Here is a 15,711-nt window from a genome sequence, read left to right as displayed (position 1 = left end):
ATGTTGATGGCAGTAACCGTCAACGCTGTGGCCGAGACGAAGGTCAACAGCGTGCGCCTGTGGCGGGCGCCGGACAACACGCGCCTGGTGTTCGACCTGACCGGCCCGGTGCAGCACAGCGTCTTCACCCTTACGGCACCGGATCGACTGGTGATCGACATCAATGGCGCCACCCTTGGCGCGCCGTTGAAAGTCTCCACCGCCAACACACCGATCACCGCCATGCGCTCGGCCCAGCGTACGCCGACCGATCTGCGGGTGGTCATCGACCTGAAGAAAGCCGTCACCCCGAAAAGCTTCTCGCTGGCGCCGAACGCGCAATATGGCAACCGCCTGGTGGTCGACCTGTTCGATAACCCGGCCGATGCCGCGCCGCCGCCAACCCCTGCGCCGGCACCGACGGTCGCGACCGTTCCTGCGGTGCCTGTGACACCGGCCGAGCCTGCGATCAAACTGCCTCCGGCCCCGGCCGGCAAGCGCGACATCATTGTGGTGATCGACGCCGGTCACGGTGGCGAAGACCCGGGTGCGTCCGGCTCACGCGGTCAGCGCGAGAAAGACGTGGTGCTGCAGATCGCCCGTGAACTGCAGCGTCAGGTCAACGGCATGAAAGGCTTCCGCGCCGAACTGACCCGTACCGGCGACTACTTCATCCCGCTGCGCGGCCGTACCGAAATCGCCCGCAAGAAAGGCGCCGACCTGTTCGTCTCGATCCACGCCGACGCGGCGCCATCTGCGGCGGCCTTTGGGGCTTCGGTGTTTGCCTTGTCCGACCGTGGCGCAACGTCGGAGACCGCCCGTTGGCTGGCCGACAGCGAAAACCGCTCCGACCTGATCGGTGGTGCCGGCAACGTCAGCCTCGACGACAAGGACCGGATGCTCGCCGGTGTTCTGCTCGACCTGTCGATGACCGCCTCGCTGACCTCCAGCCTCAATGTCGGCCAGAAGGTCCTGACTAACATCGGCCGCGTCACGCCGCTGCACAAGCAACGTGTGGAACAGGCCGGGTTCATGGTGCTGAAGTCGCCGGACATCCCGTCGATCCTGGTGGAAACCGGCTTCATCTCCAACGCCAACGAAGCGAACAAACTCTCGGCCTCGAGCCACCAGCAGGCGCTGGCGCGTTCGATCAGCAGCGGCGTGCGTCAGTTCTTCCAGCAGAACCCGCCACCGGGCACTTACATTGCGTGGCTGCGTGATTCGGGCAAGATCGCCCAGGGGCCGCGTGATCATCGGGTCAGCCCCGGCGAAACCCTGGCCATGATTGCCGTGCGTTATCAGGTATCGGCAGCGACCCTGCGCAGTGCCAACAACCTGAGCAGCGATGAGCTGAAGGTCGGTCAGCACCTGACCATTCCGGGCACTGAACTGGCGTCCAAAGAATGAATCAGGTTCTGAACGCAGCGCGCATCGAACTGCTCAGCCCGCGGCTGGCGAACCAGATCGCCGCCGGCGAGGTGGTCGAGCGCCCGGCTTCGGTGATCAAGGAGTTGCTGGAAAACAGCCTCGACTCAGGCGCCAGACGCATCGATGTCGATGTCGAACAGGGCGGCGTCAAACTGCTGCGAGTGCGCGACGATGGCAGCGGCATTTCCGCCGATGACCTGCCGCTGGCCCTGGCCCGTCACGCCACCAGCAAAATCCGTAACCTTGAAGATCTCGAGCAGGTGATGAGCCTGGGCTTCCGGGGCGAGGCACTGGCGTCGATCAGCTCCGTGGCACGCCTGACCCTGACGTCGCGTACCCGCGACGCCGATCAGGCCTGGCAGGTCGAGACCGAAGGCCGCGACATGGCGCCCCGCGTGCAGCCTGCGGCGCACCCGGTCGGCACCTCGGTGGAAGTTCGCGACCTGTTCTTCAACACCCCGGCACGGCGCAAATTCCTCAAGACCGAAAAAACCGAATTCGATCACCTGCAGGAAGTGATCAAGCGTCTGGCGCTGGCGCGTTTCGATGTGGCATTCCATTTGCGCCACAACGGCAAGACCATCCTCAGTCTGCACGAAGCCCACGATGATGCGGCCCGCGCCCGGCGTGTGGCGGCGATCTGCGGTTCGGGTTTCCTGGAGCAGGCGCTGCCGATCGAGATCGAACGCAACGGCCTGCACCTGTGGGGCTGGGTCGGTCTGCCGACCTTCAACCGCAGTCAGGCGGACTTGCAGTATTTCTTCGTCAACGGCCGTGCGGTGCGCGACAAACTGGTGGCGCATGCGGTGCGTCAGGCTTATCGCGATGTGCTGTTCAACGGCCGGCATCCGACGTTCGCGCTGTTTTTCGAGGTCGACCCGGCAGCAGTCGACGTCAACGTGCACCCGACCAAGCACGAAGTGCGCTTCCGTGACGGACGCATGGTGCATGACTTCCTTTATGGCACCCTGCACCGTGCGCTGGGCGATGTACGACCGGAAGATCAGCTTGCCGGTTCGGTTACTACCGCTATCGTGCGGCCAACCGGTCTCGAGGCTGGCGAGTTCGGCCCGCAGGGTGAAATGCGCCTGGCCGCCAATGCGTTGCTGGAGCAGCCGCAGGCACAACCGGCGTTCAATACCTCGTCGGGTGCGAGCACTAGCGGCGCCTATCAGTATCAATACACGCCACGTCCGCAATCGACCGTGCCGGTTGCCGAGGCACAGGCCGCGTATCGCGAGTTTTTCGCGCCGCTGCCCGAGGCGAATGCCAACGCGCTGCCGACCGGTCAGGAAGACATTCCGCCGCTGGGCTACGCGCTGGCGCAGCTCAAGGGCATCTACATTCTTTCCGAGAACGCCCATGGCCTGGTTTTGGTGGACATGCACGCCGCTCACGAGCGGATCATGTATGAGCGCCTGAAGATCGCCATGGCCAGCGAAGGTTTGAGCGGCCAGCCGTTGCTGGTGCCGGAGTCGCTGGCGGTCAGTCAGCGCGAAGCCGATTGTGCCGAAGAGCATGCGGCGTGGTTCCAGCGTCTCGGATTCGAATTGCAGCGTCTGGGTCCGGAAACCCTGGCGATCCGCCAGATTCCGGCCCTGCTCAAGCAGGCCGAGGCCAACCGTCTGGTGGGCGACGTGCTGTCGGACCTGATGGAGTACGGCACCAGCGACCGGATCCAGGCACACCTGAATGAACTGCTCGGCACCATGGCCTGCCACGGCGCGATCCGCGCCAACCGCCGCCTGGCCTTGCCGGAAATGAACGGCCTGCTGCGCGACATGGAAAACACCGAGCGCAGCGGTCAATGCAACCATGGCCGACCGACCTGGACCCAACTGGGCCTGGACGATCTGGACAAACTGTTCCTGCGCGGTCGTTGATGAGCCAGCTTCCTCCAGCGATTTTCCTGATGGGCCCGACCGCTGCGGGCAAGACCGACCTGGCCATCGAGCTGACCAAGGTGCTGCCGTGCGAGTTGATCAGTGTCGACTCGGCGCTGGTCTATCGCGGCATGGACATCGGCACGGCCAAGCCATCAAAAGAGCTGCTGGCCGAGTATCCGCACCGCCTGATCGACATTCTCGACCCGGCCGAGGCTTATTCGGCTGCGGATTTCCGCCGCGACGCCTTGCAGGCGATGGCGGAAATCACCGCACGCGGAAATATTCCGCTGCTGGTGGGCGGCACGATGCTCTATTACAAGGCTTTGGTCGAAGGTCTGGCCGATATGCCGGCGGCGGATCCCGAGGTTCGCGCACAGATCGAAGAAGAGGCTGCACGCCTTGGCTGGCAGGCCCTGCACGATCAACTGGCAGTGATCGACCCGGAATCGGCGGCGCGTATTCACCCGAACGATCCGCAACGCCTGAGTCGTGCGCTGGAAGTTTATCGGGTCAGCGGTCAGAGCATGACTGAACTGCGGCTGAAACAATCTGTACAAAGTACCGAAGCGGCGGCATCGGGACGGCAACATTTGCCCTATACTGTCGCGAACTTGGCCATTGCTCCGGCAAATCGCCAGGTACTGCATGACCGCATTAAACAAAGATTCACAAATATGCTGGAACAGGGATTCATCGACGAGGTCGTAGCCCTGCGTAATAGAAGTGACCTGCATGCCGGGTTGCCGTCTATACGTGCGGTAGGCTACCGCCAAGTCTGGGATTACCTGGATGGCAAGCTGACGGCGGCCGAAATGCAGGAGCGGGGCATCATCGCCACGCGCCAATTGGCCAAACGCCAGTTTACCTGGCTGCGCAGCTGGGACGATTTGCACTGGCTCGACAGTCTGGATTGCGACAATCTGCCACGCACCTTGAAATACCTTGGGACCATCTCCATATTGAGCTGAGTCCTTGCAATTGCCGTCTATCCTTGGGGGTGTGGCGGCAAAAGCCATCTGATTACCTATTTTTTATATTGAATCCTTAAAGGAGTGCGGCACATGTCAAAAGGGCATTCGCTACAAGACCCTTACTTGAATACTTTACGTAAAGAGAAAGTTGGGGTTTCCATCTACCTGGTCAACGGTATCAAACTGCAAGGCACGATCGAATCGTTCGACCAGTTCGTTATCCTGCTGAAGAACACCGTCAGCCAGATGGTATACAAACACGCTATCTCTACAGTCGTGCCGGTTCGTCCAATTCGTCTGCCAAGCGCAACCGAATCCGAAGCAGGTGACGCTGAGCCAGGTAACGCCTGATAGGAGTCTCCTTTGTTCTTTGAGCGCCACGGTGGTGGTGAGCGAGTCATCCTCGTTCACTTGGATGGACAGGACCCTGAGGCGCGCGAAGATCCGCAGGAGTTTCAGGAACTGGCAAATTCGGCAGGCGCCGAGACCGTTGCGTTTTTCAACGTACCGCGTCATCGGCCAACCGCCAAATACCTGATCGGCAGCGGCAAGGTCGAGGAACTTCGCGACCTGGTACACGCCGAAGAAGCCGATCTGGTGATCTTCAATCACACCCTTACGCCGAGTCAGGAACGTAACCTCGAACGTGTGTTCGAGTGTCGCGTGATCGACCGTACCGGTCTGATTCTCGATATTTTCGCCCAACGCGCCCGTACCCATGAAGGCAAGCTCCAGGTAGAACTGGCCCAGCTTGACCACATGAGCACCCGGCTGGTTCGCGGCTGGACTCACCTTGAGCGTCAGGGTGGCGGTATCGGCATGCGCGGCCCGGGTGAAACCCAGCTCGAAACCGACCGACGCCTGCTGCGGGTTCGCCTGCGCCAGATCAAGGGGCGGCTGGAAAAAGTGCGCAGTCAGCGCGAACAGTCGCGTCGCGGCCGCTCTCGTGCGGATATCCCTACCGTGTCTTTGGTGGGCTATACCAACGCCGGCAAATCCACGCTGTTCAATAACGTGACGAAATCCGAGGTTTATGCGGCCGACCAGCTGTTCGCCACGCTGGACCCGACCCTGCGCCGTCTGGAGCTGGACGACCTGGGGCCGATCGTTCTGGCCGACACCGTGGGTTTCATTCGTCATTTGCCGCACAAGCTGGTCGAGGCATTTCGGTCTACGCTCGAAGAGTCGAGCAATTCCGACCTGCTCTTGCACGTGATCGATGCGGCCGAGCCGGATCGCATGCTGCAGATCGAGCAGGTAATGGTGGTGCTGGGCGAGATTGGTGCTCAGGACTTGCCGATCCTCGAGGTCTATAACAAACTCGATTTGCTTGAAGGCGTTGAGCCACAAATCCAGCGCGACGAGAACGGCAAGCCTCAACGGGTCTGGTTGTCGGCGCGTGATGGCACTGGTCTGGAATTGCTTGAGCAAGCCATTGCCGAATTGCTGGGCAGTGATTTGTTTGTCGGAACCTTGCGTCTGCCCCAGCGGTTTGCGCGTCTGCGTGCACAGTTCTTCGAACTGGGCGCGGTACAGAAAGAAGAATACGACGAAGAAGGTGTCAGCTTGCTGGCCATTCGATTGCCGCGCTCGGAGCTCAATCGACTGGTCAGTCGTGAAGGCGTTGTGCCGACGGAGTTCATCGAGCAACACACTTTGCAATAAAAGCCTGAAAAAGCGGTTGTGCCGCAACGGCAGGCATTCTGTAGCATTGGTCGGCGCGCCGTGGGTGCGTCTTTGCTTTATCAGATGGAGAGCGCTATGGCTTGGAATGAGCCGGGTGGCAACTCGAACAATCAGGATCCTTGGGGTGGCAAGCGCCGCAATAACGGCGACCGCAAGGGACCACCAGATCTCGACGAGGCCTTCCGAAAGCTGCAGGAAAGCCTGAACGGGTTGTTCGGTGGTGGAAAGAAACGGGGTGGTGATGACGGTGGCGGTTCGGGCAAGAGTGGCGGCTTCGGCGGCCTGCTCGGCATCGGCCTCGTCGTGCTGGCGGCCGTGTGGCTGTACAGCGCGGTGTACGTGGTGGACGAGCAGGAGCAGGCCGTGGTGCTGCGCTTCGGCAAGTACTACGAGACCGTCGGCCCGGGCCTGAACATCTACTTCCCGCCGATCGACAAGAAGTACATGGAAAACGTCACGCGTGAGCGTGCCTACACCAAGCAGGGCCAGATGCTGACCGAAGACGAGAACATCGTCGAAGTGCCGCTGACCGTGCAGTACAAGATCAGCAACCTGCAGGACTTCGTGCTGAACGTCGACCAGCCGGAAATCAGCCTGCAGCACGCGACCGACAGTGCGCTGCGCCATGTGGTGGGTTCCACCGCGATGGACCAGGTGCTGACCGAAGGTCGTGAGCTGATGGCCAGCGAGATCAAGGAGCGTCTGCAACGTTTCCTCGATACCTATCGCACCGGTATCACCGTCACCCAGGTCAACGTACAGAGCGCAGCGGCACCGCGTGAAGTACAGGAAGCCTTCGATGACGTGATCCGCGCCCGTGAAGACGAGCAGCGTTCGCGCAACCAGGCTGAAACCTACGCCAACGGCGTGGTGCCGGAAGCCCGTGGTCAGGCCCAGCGCATCCTCGAAGATGCCAACGGCTACCGTGACGAAACGGTCTCCCGCGCCAAGGGTGAGGCCGATCGCTTCACCAAGCTGGTTGCCGAGTATCGCAAGGCGCCCGAGGTCACTCGTCAGCGTCTGTACCTGGACACCATGCAGGAAGTCTTCAGCAGCACCAGCAAGGTTCTCGTGACCGGCAACAAGAACGGCCAGAGCAACCTGCTTTACCTGCCGCTGGACAAGATGATTCAGAACAGTTCGGGCAGCAGTGCACCGGTCACCGGTTCAGCCGCCGCCAGCAACAACACGGATGTCGTGCCGCATGTCACTGACCTGCCGCAGACACGTACAAGGGAGACCCGCTGATGAGCAATAAATCGCTGATCGCCCTGATCGTTGGCGTTGTTGTGGTACTGGTTGGCTGGAACTGCTTCTACATCGTGGCTCAGACCGAGCGTGCGGTGCTGCTGCAGTTCGGTCGCGTGGTTCAGGCCGATGTTCAGCCAGGCCTGCATGTGAAAGTGCCTTACGTTAACCAGGTGCGTAAATTCGACGCACGTCTGATGACGCTGGATGCACCGACGCAACGCTTCCTGACGCTGGAAAAGAAAGCCGTGATGGTCGATGCCTACGCCAAGTGGCGCGTGAAGGATGCCGAGCGCTTCTACACCGCGACTTCCGGCCTCAAGCAGATTGCCGACGAGCGTCTGTCCCGTCGTCTGGAATCGGGCCTGCGTGACCAGTTCGGTAAACGTACCCTGCACGAAGTGGTGTCCGGTGAGCGCGATGCACTGATGGCCGACATCACGGCGTCGCTGAACAAGATGGCGGAAAAAGAGCTGGGTATCGAAGTGGTCGATGTCCGGGTCAAGGCCATCGACCTGCCGAAGGAAGTGAACCGCAGCGTGTTCGAACGTATGAGCACCGAGCGTGAGCGTGAAGCTCGCGAGCACCGCGCCAAGGGTAACGAGCTGGCCGAGGGCATCCGTGCCGACGCTGATCGTCAACGCCGCGTGCTGCTGGCTGAAGCCTATCGTGAATCCGAAGAGATTCGCGGTGACGGTGATGCCCAGGCCGCTGCGATCTACTCCAAGGCCTACGGTCAGGATCAGGAGTTCTACGGTTTCTACCGCAGCCTGCGTGCCTACCGTGAAAGCTTCGCGAACAAATCCGACGTCATGGTCCTCGACCCAAGCAGTGACTTCTTCCGTTACCTGGAAAAGTCCAAGCCTTGATACGACGTTGACCTGAATCATTCCGCCCGGCGGCTAAAACCTCGGGCGGGGTGATCCTTTCGGAAAACGTGTGTATGATGCGGCAGCCGGGAAATTCCCGGCTTTTTTGCGTCTGCACGTTTGATTGCTGTTTTTGTTGCAGAAGATCGGGTTGAATGGCCCGAGCGTTTTTCGAGGAAAGTGATGGGCGAAGCCGGTAACAGGCCTTTCGCCGCGTCGTTCATGCGCGTGCGTTTTGAACGGGCCGGTCATTTTCTGCTTCACTCAAGGCTCGCCCTCGGGCTGGCCGCCCGGATCTAAGGGGAATGGCGTAATGGCAACGGTAGACCGCTGGCTGCTGCCAGATGGCATCGAAGAAGTACTGCCACCGGAAGCGGCGCGCATTGAAGTTGCGCGTCGTCAGGTGTTGGATCTGTTCCAGAGCTGGGGTTACGAGTTTGTCGTGACTCCCCATATCGAGTACCTGGAATCCCTGCTGACCGGCGCGGGCCAGGACCTGGATCTGCGTACCTTCAAGGTCATCGACCCGCAATCGGGCCGGCAGATGGGTTTCCGTGCCGACATCACGCCGCAAGTGGCGCGCATCGATGCGCATACCCTGCGTCGCGAAGGCCCGAGCCGTCTGTGCTACGCCGGCAGCGTGCTGCATGCCCAGCCGCGTGCCTTGTCGTCCTCGCGCAGCCCGATCCAGTTGGGCGCCGAGTTGTACGGCGATGCGAGCCCGAGCAGCGACGTTGAAGTCATCAGCCTGATGCTGGCCATGCTGCAACTGGCCGATGTGCCGGACGTGCACATGGATCTGGGGCATGTCGGCATCTACCGTGGTCTGGCCCAGGCGGCCGGTCTGTCGGGTGAAGTTGAGCAACAGCTGTTCGATGCGTTGCAACGCAAGGCCATCGACGAGGTCATTACCTTGACCGAAGGCCTGCCGGCGGATCTGTCCGGCATGCTGCGTGCGCTGGTCGACCTGTGCGGCGGCCGTGAAGTGCTGAGCGCAGCCCGTGAGCGTCTGGCCAATGCGCCGGCGCCGGTACTGGCGGCACTGGAAGATTTGCTGGCGATTGCCGAAAGACTGTCGGTGCGCTTCCCGGAGCTGCCGCTGTACTTCGACCTGGGCGAGTTGCGCGGTTACCACTACCACACCGGTGTAGTGTTCGCGGTGTTCGTGCCGGGTGTTGGCCAGTCCATCGCTCAAGGCGGTCGCTATGACGACATCGGCGCGGATTTTGGTCGCGCCCGTCCGGCAACCGGCTTTTCCACCGATTTGAAAACCCTGGTGACCCTGGGGCGTGCTGAGGTCGAGCTACCGTCTGGCGGTATCTGGATGCCTGACAGTACGGATGCGGCACTCTGGCAGCAGGTTTGCCAGTTGCGCAGTGAGGGTCAGCGTGTCGTTCAGGCATTGCCTGGACAACCTTTGGCCGCCGCCCGTGATGCGGACTGCGACCGGCAATTGATCCAGCAGAACGGGCTTTGGCAAGTATCGCCACTGGCTTCTTGAGTTTTCCTGCCGGCCAACGCCGGCACCAAGTTTGCGCGAATGAGGACAAGTGTTATGGGTAAGAATGTCGTAGTCCTGGGCACCCAGTGGGGTGATGAGGGCAAAGGCAAGATCGTTGATCTGCTGACCGAACATGCTGCCGCCGTAGTGCGCTACCAAGGTGGCCACAACGCTGGCCACACACTGGTGATCGACGGTGAAAAAACCGTCCTGCACCTGATCCCGTCGGGCGTGCTGCGCGAAGGCGTGCAGTGCCTGATCGGCAACGGCGTGGTGGTTGCACCTGACGCCCTGCTGCGCGAGATCACCAAGCTGGAAGAGAAAGGCGTACCGGTGCGCGAGCGCCTGCGTATCAGCCCGTCCTGCCCGCTGATCCTGTCCTTCCACGTGGCGCTGGACCAGGCCCGTGAAAAGGCCCGTGGCGAGCTGAAGATCGGTACCACCGGTCGCGGCATCGGCCCGGCTTACGAAGACAAGGTTGCACGTCGTGGCCTGCGTGTGGGCGACCTGCTCAACATGCCGCGCTTCGAAGACAAGCTGCGTGAACTGGTGGACTACCACAACTTCATGCTGGTCGGTTACTACAAAGAGCCGGCCATCGAGTTCGAAAAGACCCTGGCCGAGTGCAAGGAATACGCCGAGCTGCTGAAGCCGCTGATGCTGGACGTCACTGCCGAGCTGCACGACCTGCGTCGCGCCGGCAAAGACATCATGTTCGAAGGCGCCCAGGGTTCGTTGCTCGACATCGACCACGGTACCTATCCGTACGTGACCAGCTCCAACACCACCGCCGGTGGTGTGGCGACCGGCTCGGGCGTTGGCCCGATGTTCCTGGACTACATCCTGGGCATCACCAAGGCTTACACCACTCGCGTAGGTTCCGGTCCATTCCCGACCGAGCTGTTCGACGAAGTCGGTGCACACCTGGCCAAGCAGGGTCACGAGTTCGGTGCGACCACCGGCCGTGCCCGTCGTTGCGGCTGGTTCGACGCCGTTATCCTGCGTCGCGCTATCGATGTGAACAGCATCTCGGGCATCTGCCTGACCAAGCTGGACGTACTCGACGGCCTGGAAACCATCAACATCTGCACCGGCTACAAAGACGCGCAAGGCAACGCTGTTGCCCCGACTGACGCTGACAGCTACGTAGGCCTGCAGCCTGTGTACGAAGAAGTGCCGGGCTGGACCGAATCGACCGTGGGTGCCAAGACCCTGGAAGAGCTGCCGGCCAACGCTCGTGCCTACATCAAACGCGTTGAAGAGTTGATCGGCGCGCCGATCGACATTATTTCGACGGGCCCGGACCGCAACGAAACCATCGTTCTGCGTCATCCGTTCGCTTGATAAGTCGTTGATGTAAAAACACAAAGGCCCCTTCATCGGGGCCTTTGTCGTTTATGCCTGTTGGACGGCATGACCTTTGCTGTGAATCTGTCTACAAGAGTGCCATCAAATTAATGGCGTCAGAAGTAGAGGGATTCACAGTGTCGGCCGTTCTCTCACTGTTACAAAGCCGTTTGTTGCGGCCCGTATTCGTTACCCTTGGTATCGCCCTTTTGGTGCAGGTGCTGGTGGCCGTTGCCCTGACGCGGAGCACCGTCACGGCGCTGGAAGCTGACCTGGGCACTCGCCTGGGCGCCGACAGCCAGAAGCTCTCCGGTGAGCTGGAGCAGGCCGGGCGTGAAGTCACCTCGAGCCTCGATACCTTGTCCACCAATACTCGCCAGCGTTTGACTGCCGGCCTGTCCTCGCGTCTGAAAGAGGAGCAGGCACAACTGCGTACGACCCTGGAAAAAGACCTGAAGGACTCGGCCAACGACATGGCCCAGTTGCTCGCCTCCGTAGCGCCTCGCGCCATGTGGGACAGCGACGTGCCGACCCTTTCCGAATTTGCCCGTCGGGCTCAGCGCAATCCCAACGTGCTGTTCGTGGTTTACGACGACGCCACCGGCCAGCATCTGACGCGCTATCTCAACCGCGAAAACCCGATCAACAAGGCCCTTCTGGAAAAAGGCCAGGGCGAGCGGGCGCTGGATAAGGTGCTGGATGCGGCCAAGCATGATCCCTCGGTCTATTACCTCGAAGCCTCGATCAATCCCAACGGCGTTGAGATCGGCAAAGTGCTGATGGGCGTCTCGACGGCCTCGGTGGATACCGATCTGGCGGCACTCGATCAGCGCTTCTCGGCGCTGATCGCCAGCAGTGATCAACTGGTCGGCGATAGCCTCAAGGGCGCCGCCGCCGACAGCGCCACGGCCATGCGCGCGCGCCTGCAGTCGGCGCAATCCACGGCTGCGGAGATGAAAGCCAACACGACCAACACCGTACAGGACGCCGCAGCCACGTTGCGCTGGCGTATCGGTATGGGATTGGCGCTGGTGGGTGCCGGCGTGCTGTTGCTGCTGGCCGTGGTGCTCGGCCACCGCGTGGTCAACCGCTTGAAGATGCTCAACGCCGCCATGGATGATCTGGCAGCAGGCGAGGGTGACCTGACCAAGCGTGTGCAGATCAACAGCAAGGACGAAATCGGCGACATGGCGTCGGCGGTCAACCGCTTTGTGGATAAGTTGCAGCCGATCGTGCGCGAGGCCGGAGATGTGGCTCAGCGTACCGGCGTGGAAATCGGTGCGATGACGTTGCGCAATGCCGGTGCCGACGCGGCGGCCGGGATGCAGCGCGATGAGGTTGCCGAAAGTCTGCGCGCGCTGTCGCAAATGGCTGATGAGGCGCAGTCGGAAAGCCATGCGATGCAGGCGGCGCTAAAGCAGGTGGTGGATATTCGTCAGGCCACCGACGAGAACACCCGCACGTCGGCCAAGGTCGGCAGCCTGATCGAGGCGCTGGCGGGGCAGGTCGACACCGGGGCGAAAGTCATCGAGCGGCTGGCGCAGCAGAGCGAACAGATCGAAGTGGTACTGACCGTGATTCACGGCATCGCCGAACAGACCAATCTTCTGGCGCTCAACGCCGCCATCGAAGCAGCCCGGGCCGGTGAGACCGGTCGCGGTTTTGCGGTGGTGGCGGACGAAGTCCGGGCGTTGGCGAGCAAGACTCAAAGCTCTACCGGCGACATTCAGGCGCATATCGTGGCCTTGCAGCAGGGCGCCCGTGAGGCGGTTGAGGCGATTGGTCAGGCCGGGCGTCAGGCCAGCGAAGGTTTGCTGGTGTTGCGTGACAGTGCGCGGTTGCAGCAGTCGGTGCAGGCCTCGGTCGAGCAGGTGCATGCGGCAATTGGTCTGGCGACTCAGGCGGCGGCGCATCAGGCTCAGGGTGCGCAGGCCGTGCGCGGTCGGGTCGAGACGATTCATGCCCAGGCGGAGAAGGCCGCTCAGGCGGTGGTCGAGACCACGGCCAGCGGCAAGGTGCTGGATGGTCTGGCGGCGCAGCTCAAGGCCAGCCTGGGGCAGTTCCGGGCCTGATAGTGCGGGCAAAAAAAATCGCAGCTTCGGCTGCGATTTTTTATCGGCTCAAATACATCCGGGTTGTCAGCAGGTAGACGGGCAACCCCGACACCACGATCAACAACGCTGCATAAGGCGCTGCGGCTGCGAACTCGACATTCGCGGTATGTGCCCAGACTTCGGTCGCCAAGGTGTTGAGCCCGGTCGGGCTCAGCAGCAACGTCGCCGTCAATTCCTTCATGGCATCCAGAAACACCAGCGCAAAGGCTGCGCCCAGTGCCGGGAAAATGATCGGCAGGGTCACTCGGCAGAACGCCGTGAACGATGACGCGCCCAGTGTGCGGGCGGCTTCTTCGAGTTGTGGTGCGGCCTTGTTCAGCGCTGTGCGGATCGGCGCCTGAGCCAGTGGCAGGAACAGCAGCGCATAGGCGATCAGCAACAGCATGGACGTCTGATACAGCGCCGGCACGTAATGCAGGGCGAAATACACCAGCGTCAGCGCGATCACCAGCCCTGGCAGCGCATGCAAAAGATACGGCAGACGCTCGGCCCAGATCGCCAGTTGGCCTTTGTAGCGCACCACCAGCAATCCGACCGGCACCGCCAGTAGCAGACACAGTCCCGCGCCACCCAGCGACAGCGCCAGAGACGACAGCAGCGCTTCAGTGATTGCCGCCACCGGGAACGCGGCAGACGAACCCACGGCGAGCCAGTACGCCAGCATCCCCAGTGGAATCCCGCTGCCGACAATCGCCAGCATCAGACAATACAACTGACCGGCAATTGCCCAGGGTCCCAGTTGCACTTGTTCGGCCCGACGCGCCGCACCCTGGCCGGTTCGCACATGACGTCCCTTGCCACGCACCCGCAGTTCCAGCCATAGCAACATCAAACAAAGTGCCAGCAGCACCGCCGACAGCATCGCTGCGTTGGCATTGCTGAATTCCAGCTCGAATTGCTGATAGATCGCGGTGGTGAAGGTTTGCAGGCCAATGATCGACAACGCCCCGAACTCCACCAGCATGTGCAGCGCAATCAGCAGCGAGCCGGCCAGCAGCGAAGGCCAGAGCAGGGGCAGGGTAACGCGGAAAAATACGCCCCAGCGATTCTGCCCCAGTGTCCTTGCCGACTCTTCCAGAGAGGGGTCGAGATTGCGCAGAGTGGCCGCCACCGGAAGAAAGATCAGAGGATATTTCGACAGACTCATCACCAGGATCGCCCCGCCGAGTCCTTCGAACTGCGCGCTGAGCGATACCCACGTAAAACTGCTGACGAATGCCGGTACCGCAAACGGCAAACACAGAATCACGCCCCACAAACGCCGCCCCGGCAGGTTGCTGCGCTCCAGCAGCCACGCCAGCGACAGGCCGATCACGCCGCAAGTCACGGTTACGCCGACCATCAGTGCCAGCGTGTTGCGCAGCAGGCCGAACACGTAAGGGCGCCACAGCAAATGCAGCGCCTCGGACCAGCCCGCCTGCCAGGCTTTGAGCCCGACGTAGGCCAGCGGCAACAGGCTCATCACCACCAGCAACAACACCGGCAGCACCAGCCAGAACGACGGGCGCTTGCGCCGTGGCACGTAACCCCCGCGTGTGGCGGGGGCGGATAACGAGGCGCTCATCAGTTCAAGCCAACTTCGCGTTCCAGATCCAGTGCTTCCTCGGCATTGCCCAGATCGGCCGGGGTAACGTCCGGTGCTTCCAGCTCACTGAAAGGCTTGAGGCCGCGATCCGATTCCATGCCGTTGTGCAATGGATACTCGGCGGTGGTCTGGGTAATCACGCGCTGGCCTTCCTCGCTGGCCATGTAGGCGAGAAATTGCTGGGCTTCTTTTGGATGTTTGCTGGATTTCAGCACCGCGGCGCTGGAGACAGTGATCAAGCCGCCCACGTCGCCACCAGTGAAGTAGTGCAGCTTGGAATCAAGCTTGCCTTTTTCCCGTTGCAGGGCGAACCAGTAGTAATTGTTCACCAGCACGGTGGCGACTTCGCCGTTTTCCACAGCCTTGAGGGCGACCATGTTGTTGCTGTAGGTCTTGCCGAAGGCGCGCAGGCCGGTCAGCCATTCTTCGGCGGCTTCACGACCATGCTTTTTGATGATGGCGACGGCCTGTTCCTGGAAGGCGCCGCTGGTGGGCACGAAACCGACCTTGCCTTGCCACTGCGGATCGGCGAAATCCAGCACCGACTTGGGCAGGTCTTTTTCATCGACCAGTTTCGGGTTGAAGGCGACTACACGAACCCGTGCGGTGACGCCGATCCAGGTGCCATTGCCGGCGACGTATTTTTTCGGCAGGACTGCCAGAGTGGCATCGTCGGACTTGGCCAGCAGGCCGAGTTCGCCGAGGTTGTTCAGTGGCGGGGATTCTTCGGTGTAGATCACGTCGGCGGGGGAGCGGTCGCCTTCTTCGATAATCTGGCTGGCGAGTTGGTTGCTGCTGCCCTTGCGCACATTGACGTGAATACCGGTCTTGGCTTCGAAGGCCTTGGCGATCGCGTCGCCGACTTCCTTGTGTTGACCGTTGTAGAGAGTCAGGGAAACCGTATCGGCAGCCTGGGTGAGGGGAGTGGCGAGTGCCAGGCCGAGCAGGGTGAAGGTCAAGCCGCGGCGCAGGGTATTTCGAAACATCATTCGCAGGGTTCCTCACTGTCGCATTGCAAAAACTTGCAACAATGATAAACGATATCGTTTCTCAAATGCTCCTTGCGAGCAGGATAAGGGTTTGGTAGGGCGCTTGAG

12 protein-coding genes are annotated in these 15,711 nt (G+C 61.4%); 10 read left to right on the top strand and 2 right to left on the bottom strand.

Features of this window, described 5'->3' with window-relative positions; all coding sequences use genetic code 11:
* The 10 genes from M5B98_RS14710 to M5B98_RS14665 all read left to right on the top strand — a co-directional run bounded on the left by M5B98_RS14710 (position 1) and on the right by M5B98_RS14665 (position 12,987).
* On the top strand, positions 1-1,386 hold the full coding sequence (locus tag M5B98_RS14710; RefSeq protein ID WP_371320912.1) for an N-acetylmuramoyl-L-alanine amidase: 1,386 nt from the start codon (positions 1-3) through the stop codon (positions 1,384-1,386).
* Positions 1,383-3,290 carry a DNA mismatch repair endonuclease MutL gene (gene mutL / locus M5B98_RS14705; protein ID WP_248743076.1) on the top strand — a complete coding sequence of 636 codons (1,908 nt, stop codon included), beginning with the start codon at positions 1,383-1,385 and terminating at the stop codon, positions 3,288-3,290. The genes M5B98_RS14710 and mutL overlap by 4 nt, the downstream gene beginning before the upstream one ends.
* Positions 3,290-4,261 (top strand): tRNA (adenosine(37)-N6)-dimethylallyltransferase MiaA, encoded by a 972-nt coding sequence (gene miaA / locus M5B98_RS14700; RefSeq protein WP_248743075.1) that lies wholly within the window; start codon positions 3,290-3,292, stop codon positions 4,259-4,261. Before mutL ends, miaA begins: the two co-directional genes overlap by 1 nt.
* 93 nt (positions 4,262-4,354) lie before the next feature.
* The gene (gene hfq, locus M5B98_RS14695) at positions 4,355-4,615 is read left to right on the top strand and encodes an RNA chaperone Hfq (protein ID WP_007902656.1); all 261 of its coding nucleotides are present in this window, start codon (positions 4,355-4,357) and stop codon (positions 4,613-4,615) included.
* 12 nt (positions 4,616-4,627) lie between these two features.
* The gene (gene hflX / locus M5B98_RS14690; protein WP_064379099.1) at positions 4,628-5,929 is read left to right on the top strand and encodes a ribosome rescue GTPase HflX; all 1,302 of its coding nucleotides are present in this window, start codon (positions 4,628-4,630) and stop codon (positions 5,927-5,929) included.
* Positions 5,930-6,025: 96 nt separating this feature from the next.
* Positions 6,026-7,198 carry an FtsH protease activity modulator HflK gene (gene hflK / locus M5B98_RS14685; protein ID WP_085711157.1) on the top strand — a complete coding sequence of 391 codons (1,173 nt, stop codon included), beginning with the start codon at positions 6,026-6,028 and terminating at the stop codon, positions 7,196-7,198.
* Positions 7,198-8,067: a protease modulator HflC gene (hflC, locus tag M5B98_RS14680; RefSeq protein ID WP_027611416.1), complete on the top strand. Its 870-nt coding sequence runs from the start codon at positions 7,198-7,200 to the stop codon at positions 8,065-8,067. The genes hflK and hflC overlap by 1 nt, the downstream gene beginning before the upstream one ends.
* Positions 8,068-8,380: 313 nt before the next feature.
* Entirely contained in the window at positions 8,381-9,568 is a 1,188-nt protein-coding gene (locus tag M5B98_RS14675; protein WP_248738524.1) for an ATP phosphoribosyltransferase regulatory subunit, read from the top strand.
* Between the two features lie 54 nt (positions 9,569-9,622).
* A complete protein-coding gene (locus M5B98_RS14670; protein WP_085711159.1) occupies positions 9,623-10,912 on the top strand; it encodes an adenylosuccinate synthase in 1,290 nt (429 codons plus the stop codon).
* Positions 10,913-11,052: 140 nt separating this feature from the next.
* Positions 11,053-12,987: a methyl-accepting chemotaxis protein gene (locus M5B98_RS14665; protein ID WP_134825289.1), complete on the top strand. Its 1,935-nt coding sequence runs from the start codon at positions 11,053-11,055 to the stop codon at positions 12,985-12,987.
* A 40-nt stretch (positions 12,988-13,027) separates the two neighbouring features.
* On the opposite strand, the gene M5B98_RS14660 is transcribed toward M5B98_RS14665, so the two are convergent.
* Positions 13,028-14,593, bottom strand: a complete 1,566-nt coding sequence (locus tag M5B98_RS14660; RefSeq protein WP_248743074.1) for an ABC transporter permease — start codon at positions 14,591-14,593, stop codon at positions 13,028-13,030.
* Positions 14,593-15,603 (bottom strand): extracellular solute-binding protein, encoded by a 1,011-nt coding sequence (locus tag M5B98_RS14655; protein ID WP_134825291.1) that lies wholly within the window; start codon positions 15,601-15,603, stop codon positions 14,593-14,595. The genes M5B98_RS14660 and M5B98_RS14655 overlap by 1 nt, the downstream gene beginning before the upstream one ends.
* Positions 15,604-15,711 lie beyond the last annotated feature (108 nt).

Source organism: Pseudomonas sp. MWU12-3088 (genome assembly GCF_023242405.1).
Taxonomy (GTDB): domain Bacteria; phylum Pseudomonadota; class Gammaproteobacteria; order Pseudomonadales; family Pseudomonadaceae; genus Aquipseudomonas; species Aquipseudomonas kribbensis.
This window is presented reverse-complemented; position numbering and strand designations above follow the sequence as displayed.

Bases quoted from the DNA above. Each gene is read 5' to 3' on its own strand.
- M5B98_RS14710 (WP_371320912.1), top strand. From the start codon at position 1: ATGTTGATGGCAGTAACCGTCAACGCTGTGGCCGAGACGAAGGTCAAC.
- mutL (WP_248743076.1), top strand. From the start codon at position 1,383: ATGAATCAGGTTCTGAACGCAGCGCGCATCGAACTGCTCAGCCCGCGG.
- miaA (WP_248743075.1), top strand. From the start codon at position 3,290: ATGAGCCAGCTTCCTCCAGCGATTTTCCTGATGGGCCCGACCGCTGCG.
- hfq (WP_007902656.1), top strand. From the start codon at position 4,355: ATGTCAAAAGGGCATTCGCTACAAGACCCTTACTTGAATACTTTACGT.
- hflK (WP_085711157.1), top strand. From the start codon at position 6,026: ATGGCTTGGAATGAGCCGGGTGGCAACTCGAACAATCAGGATCCTTGG.
- hflC (WP_027611416.1), top strand. From the start codon at position 7,198: ATGAGCAATAAATCGCTGATCGCCCTGATCGTTGGCGTTGTTGTGGTA.
- M5B98_RS14675 (WP_248738524.1), top strand. From the start codon at position 8,381: ATGGCAACGGTAGACCGCTGGCTGCTGCCAGATGGCATCGAAGAAGTA.
- M5B98_RS14670 (WP_085711159.1), top strand. From the start codon at position 9,623: ATGGGTAAGAATGTCGTAGTCCTGGGCACCCAGTGGGGTGATGAGGGC.
- M5B98_RS14660 (WP_248743074.1), bottom strand. From the start codon at position 14,593: ATGAGCGCCTCGTTATCCGCCCCCGCCACACGCGGGGGTTACGTGCCA.
- M5B98_RS14655 (WP_134825291.1), bottom strand. From the start codon at position 15,603: ATGATGTTTCGAAATACCCTGCGCCGCGGCTTGACCTTCACCCTGCTC.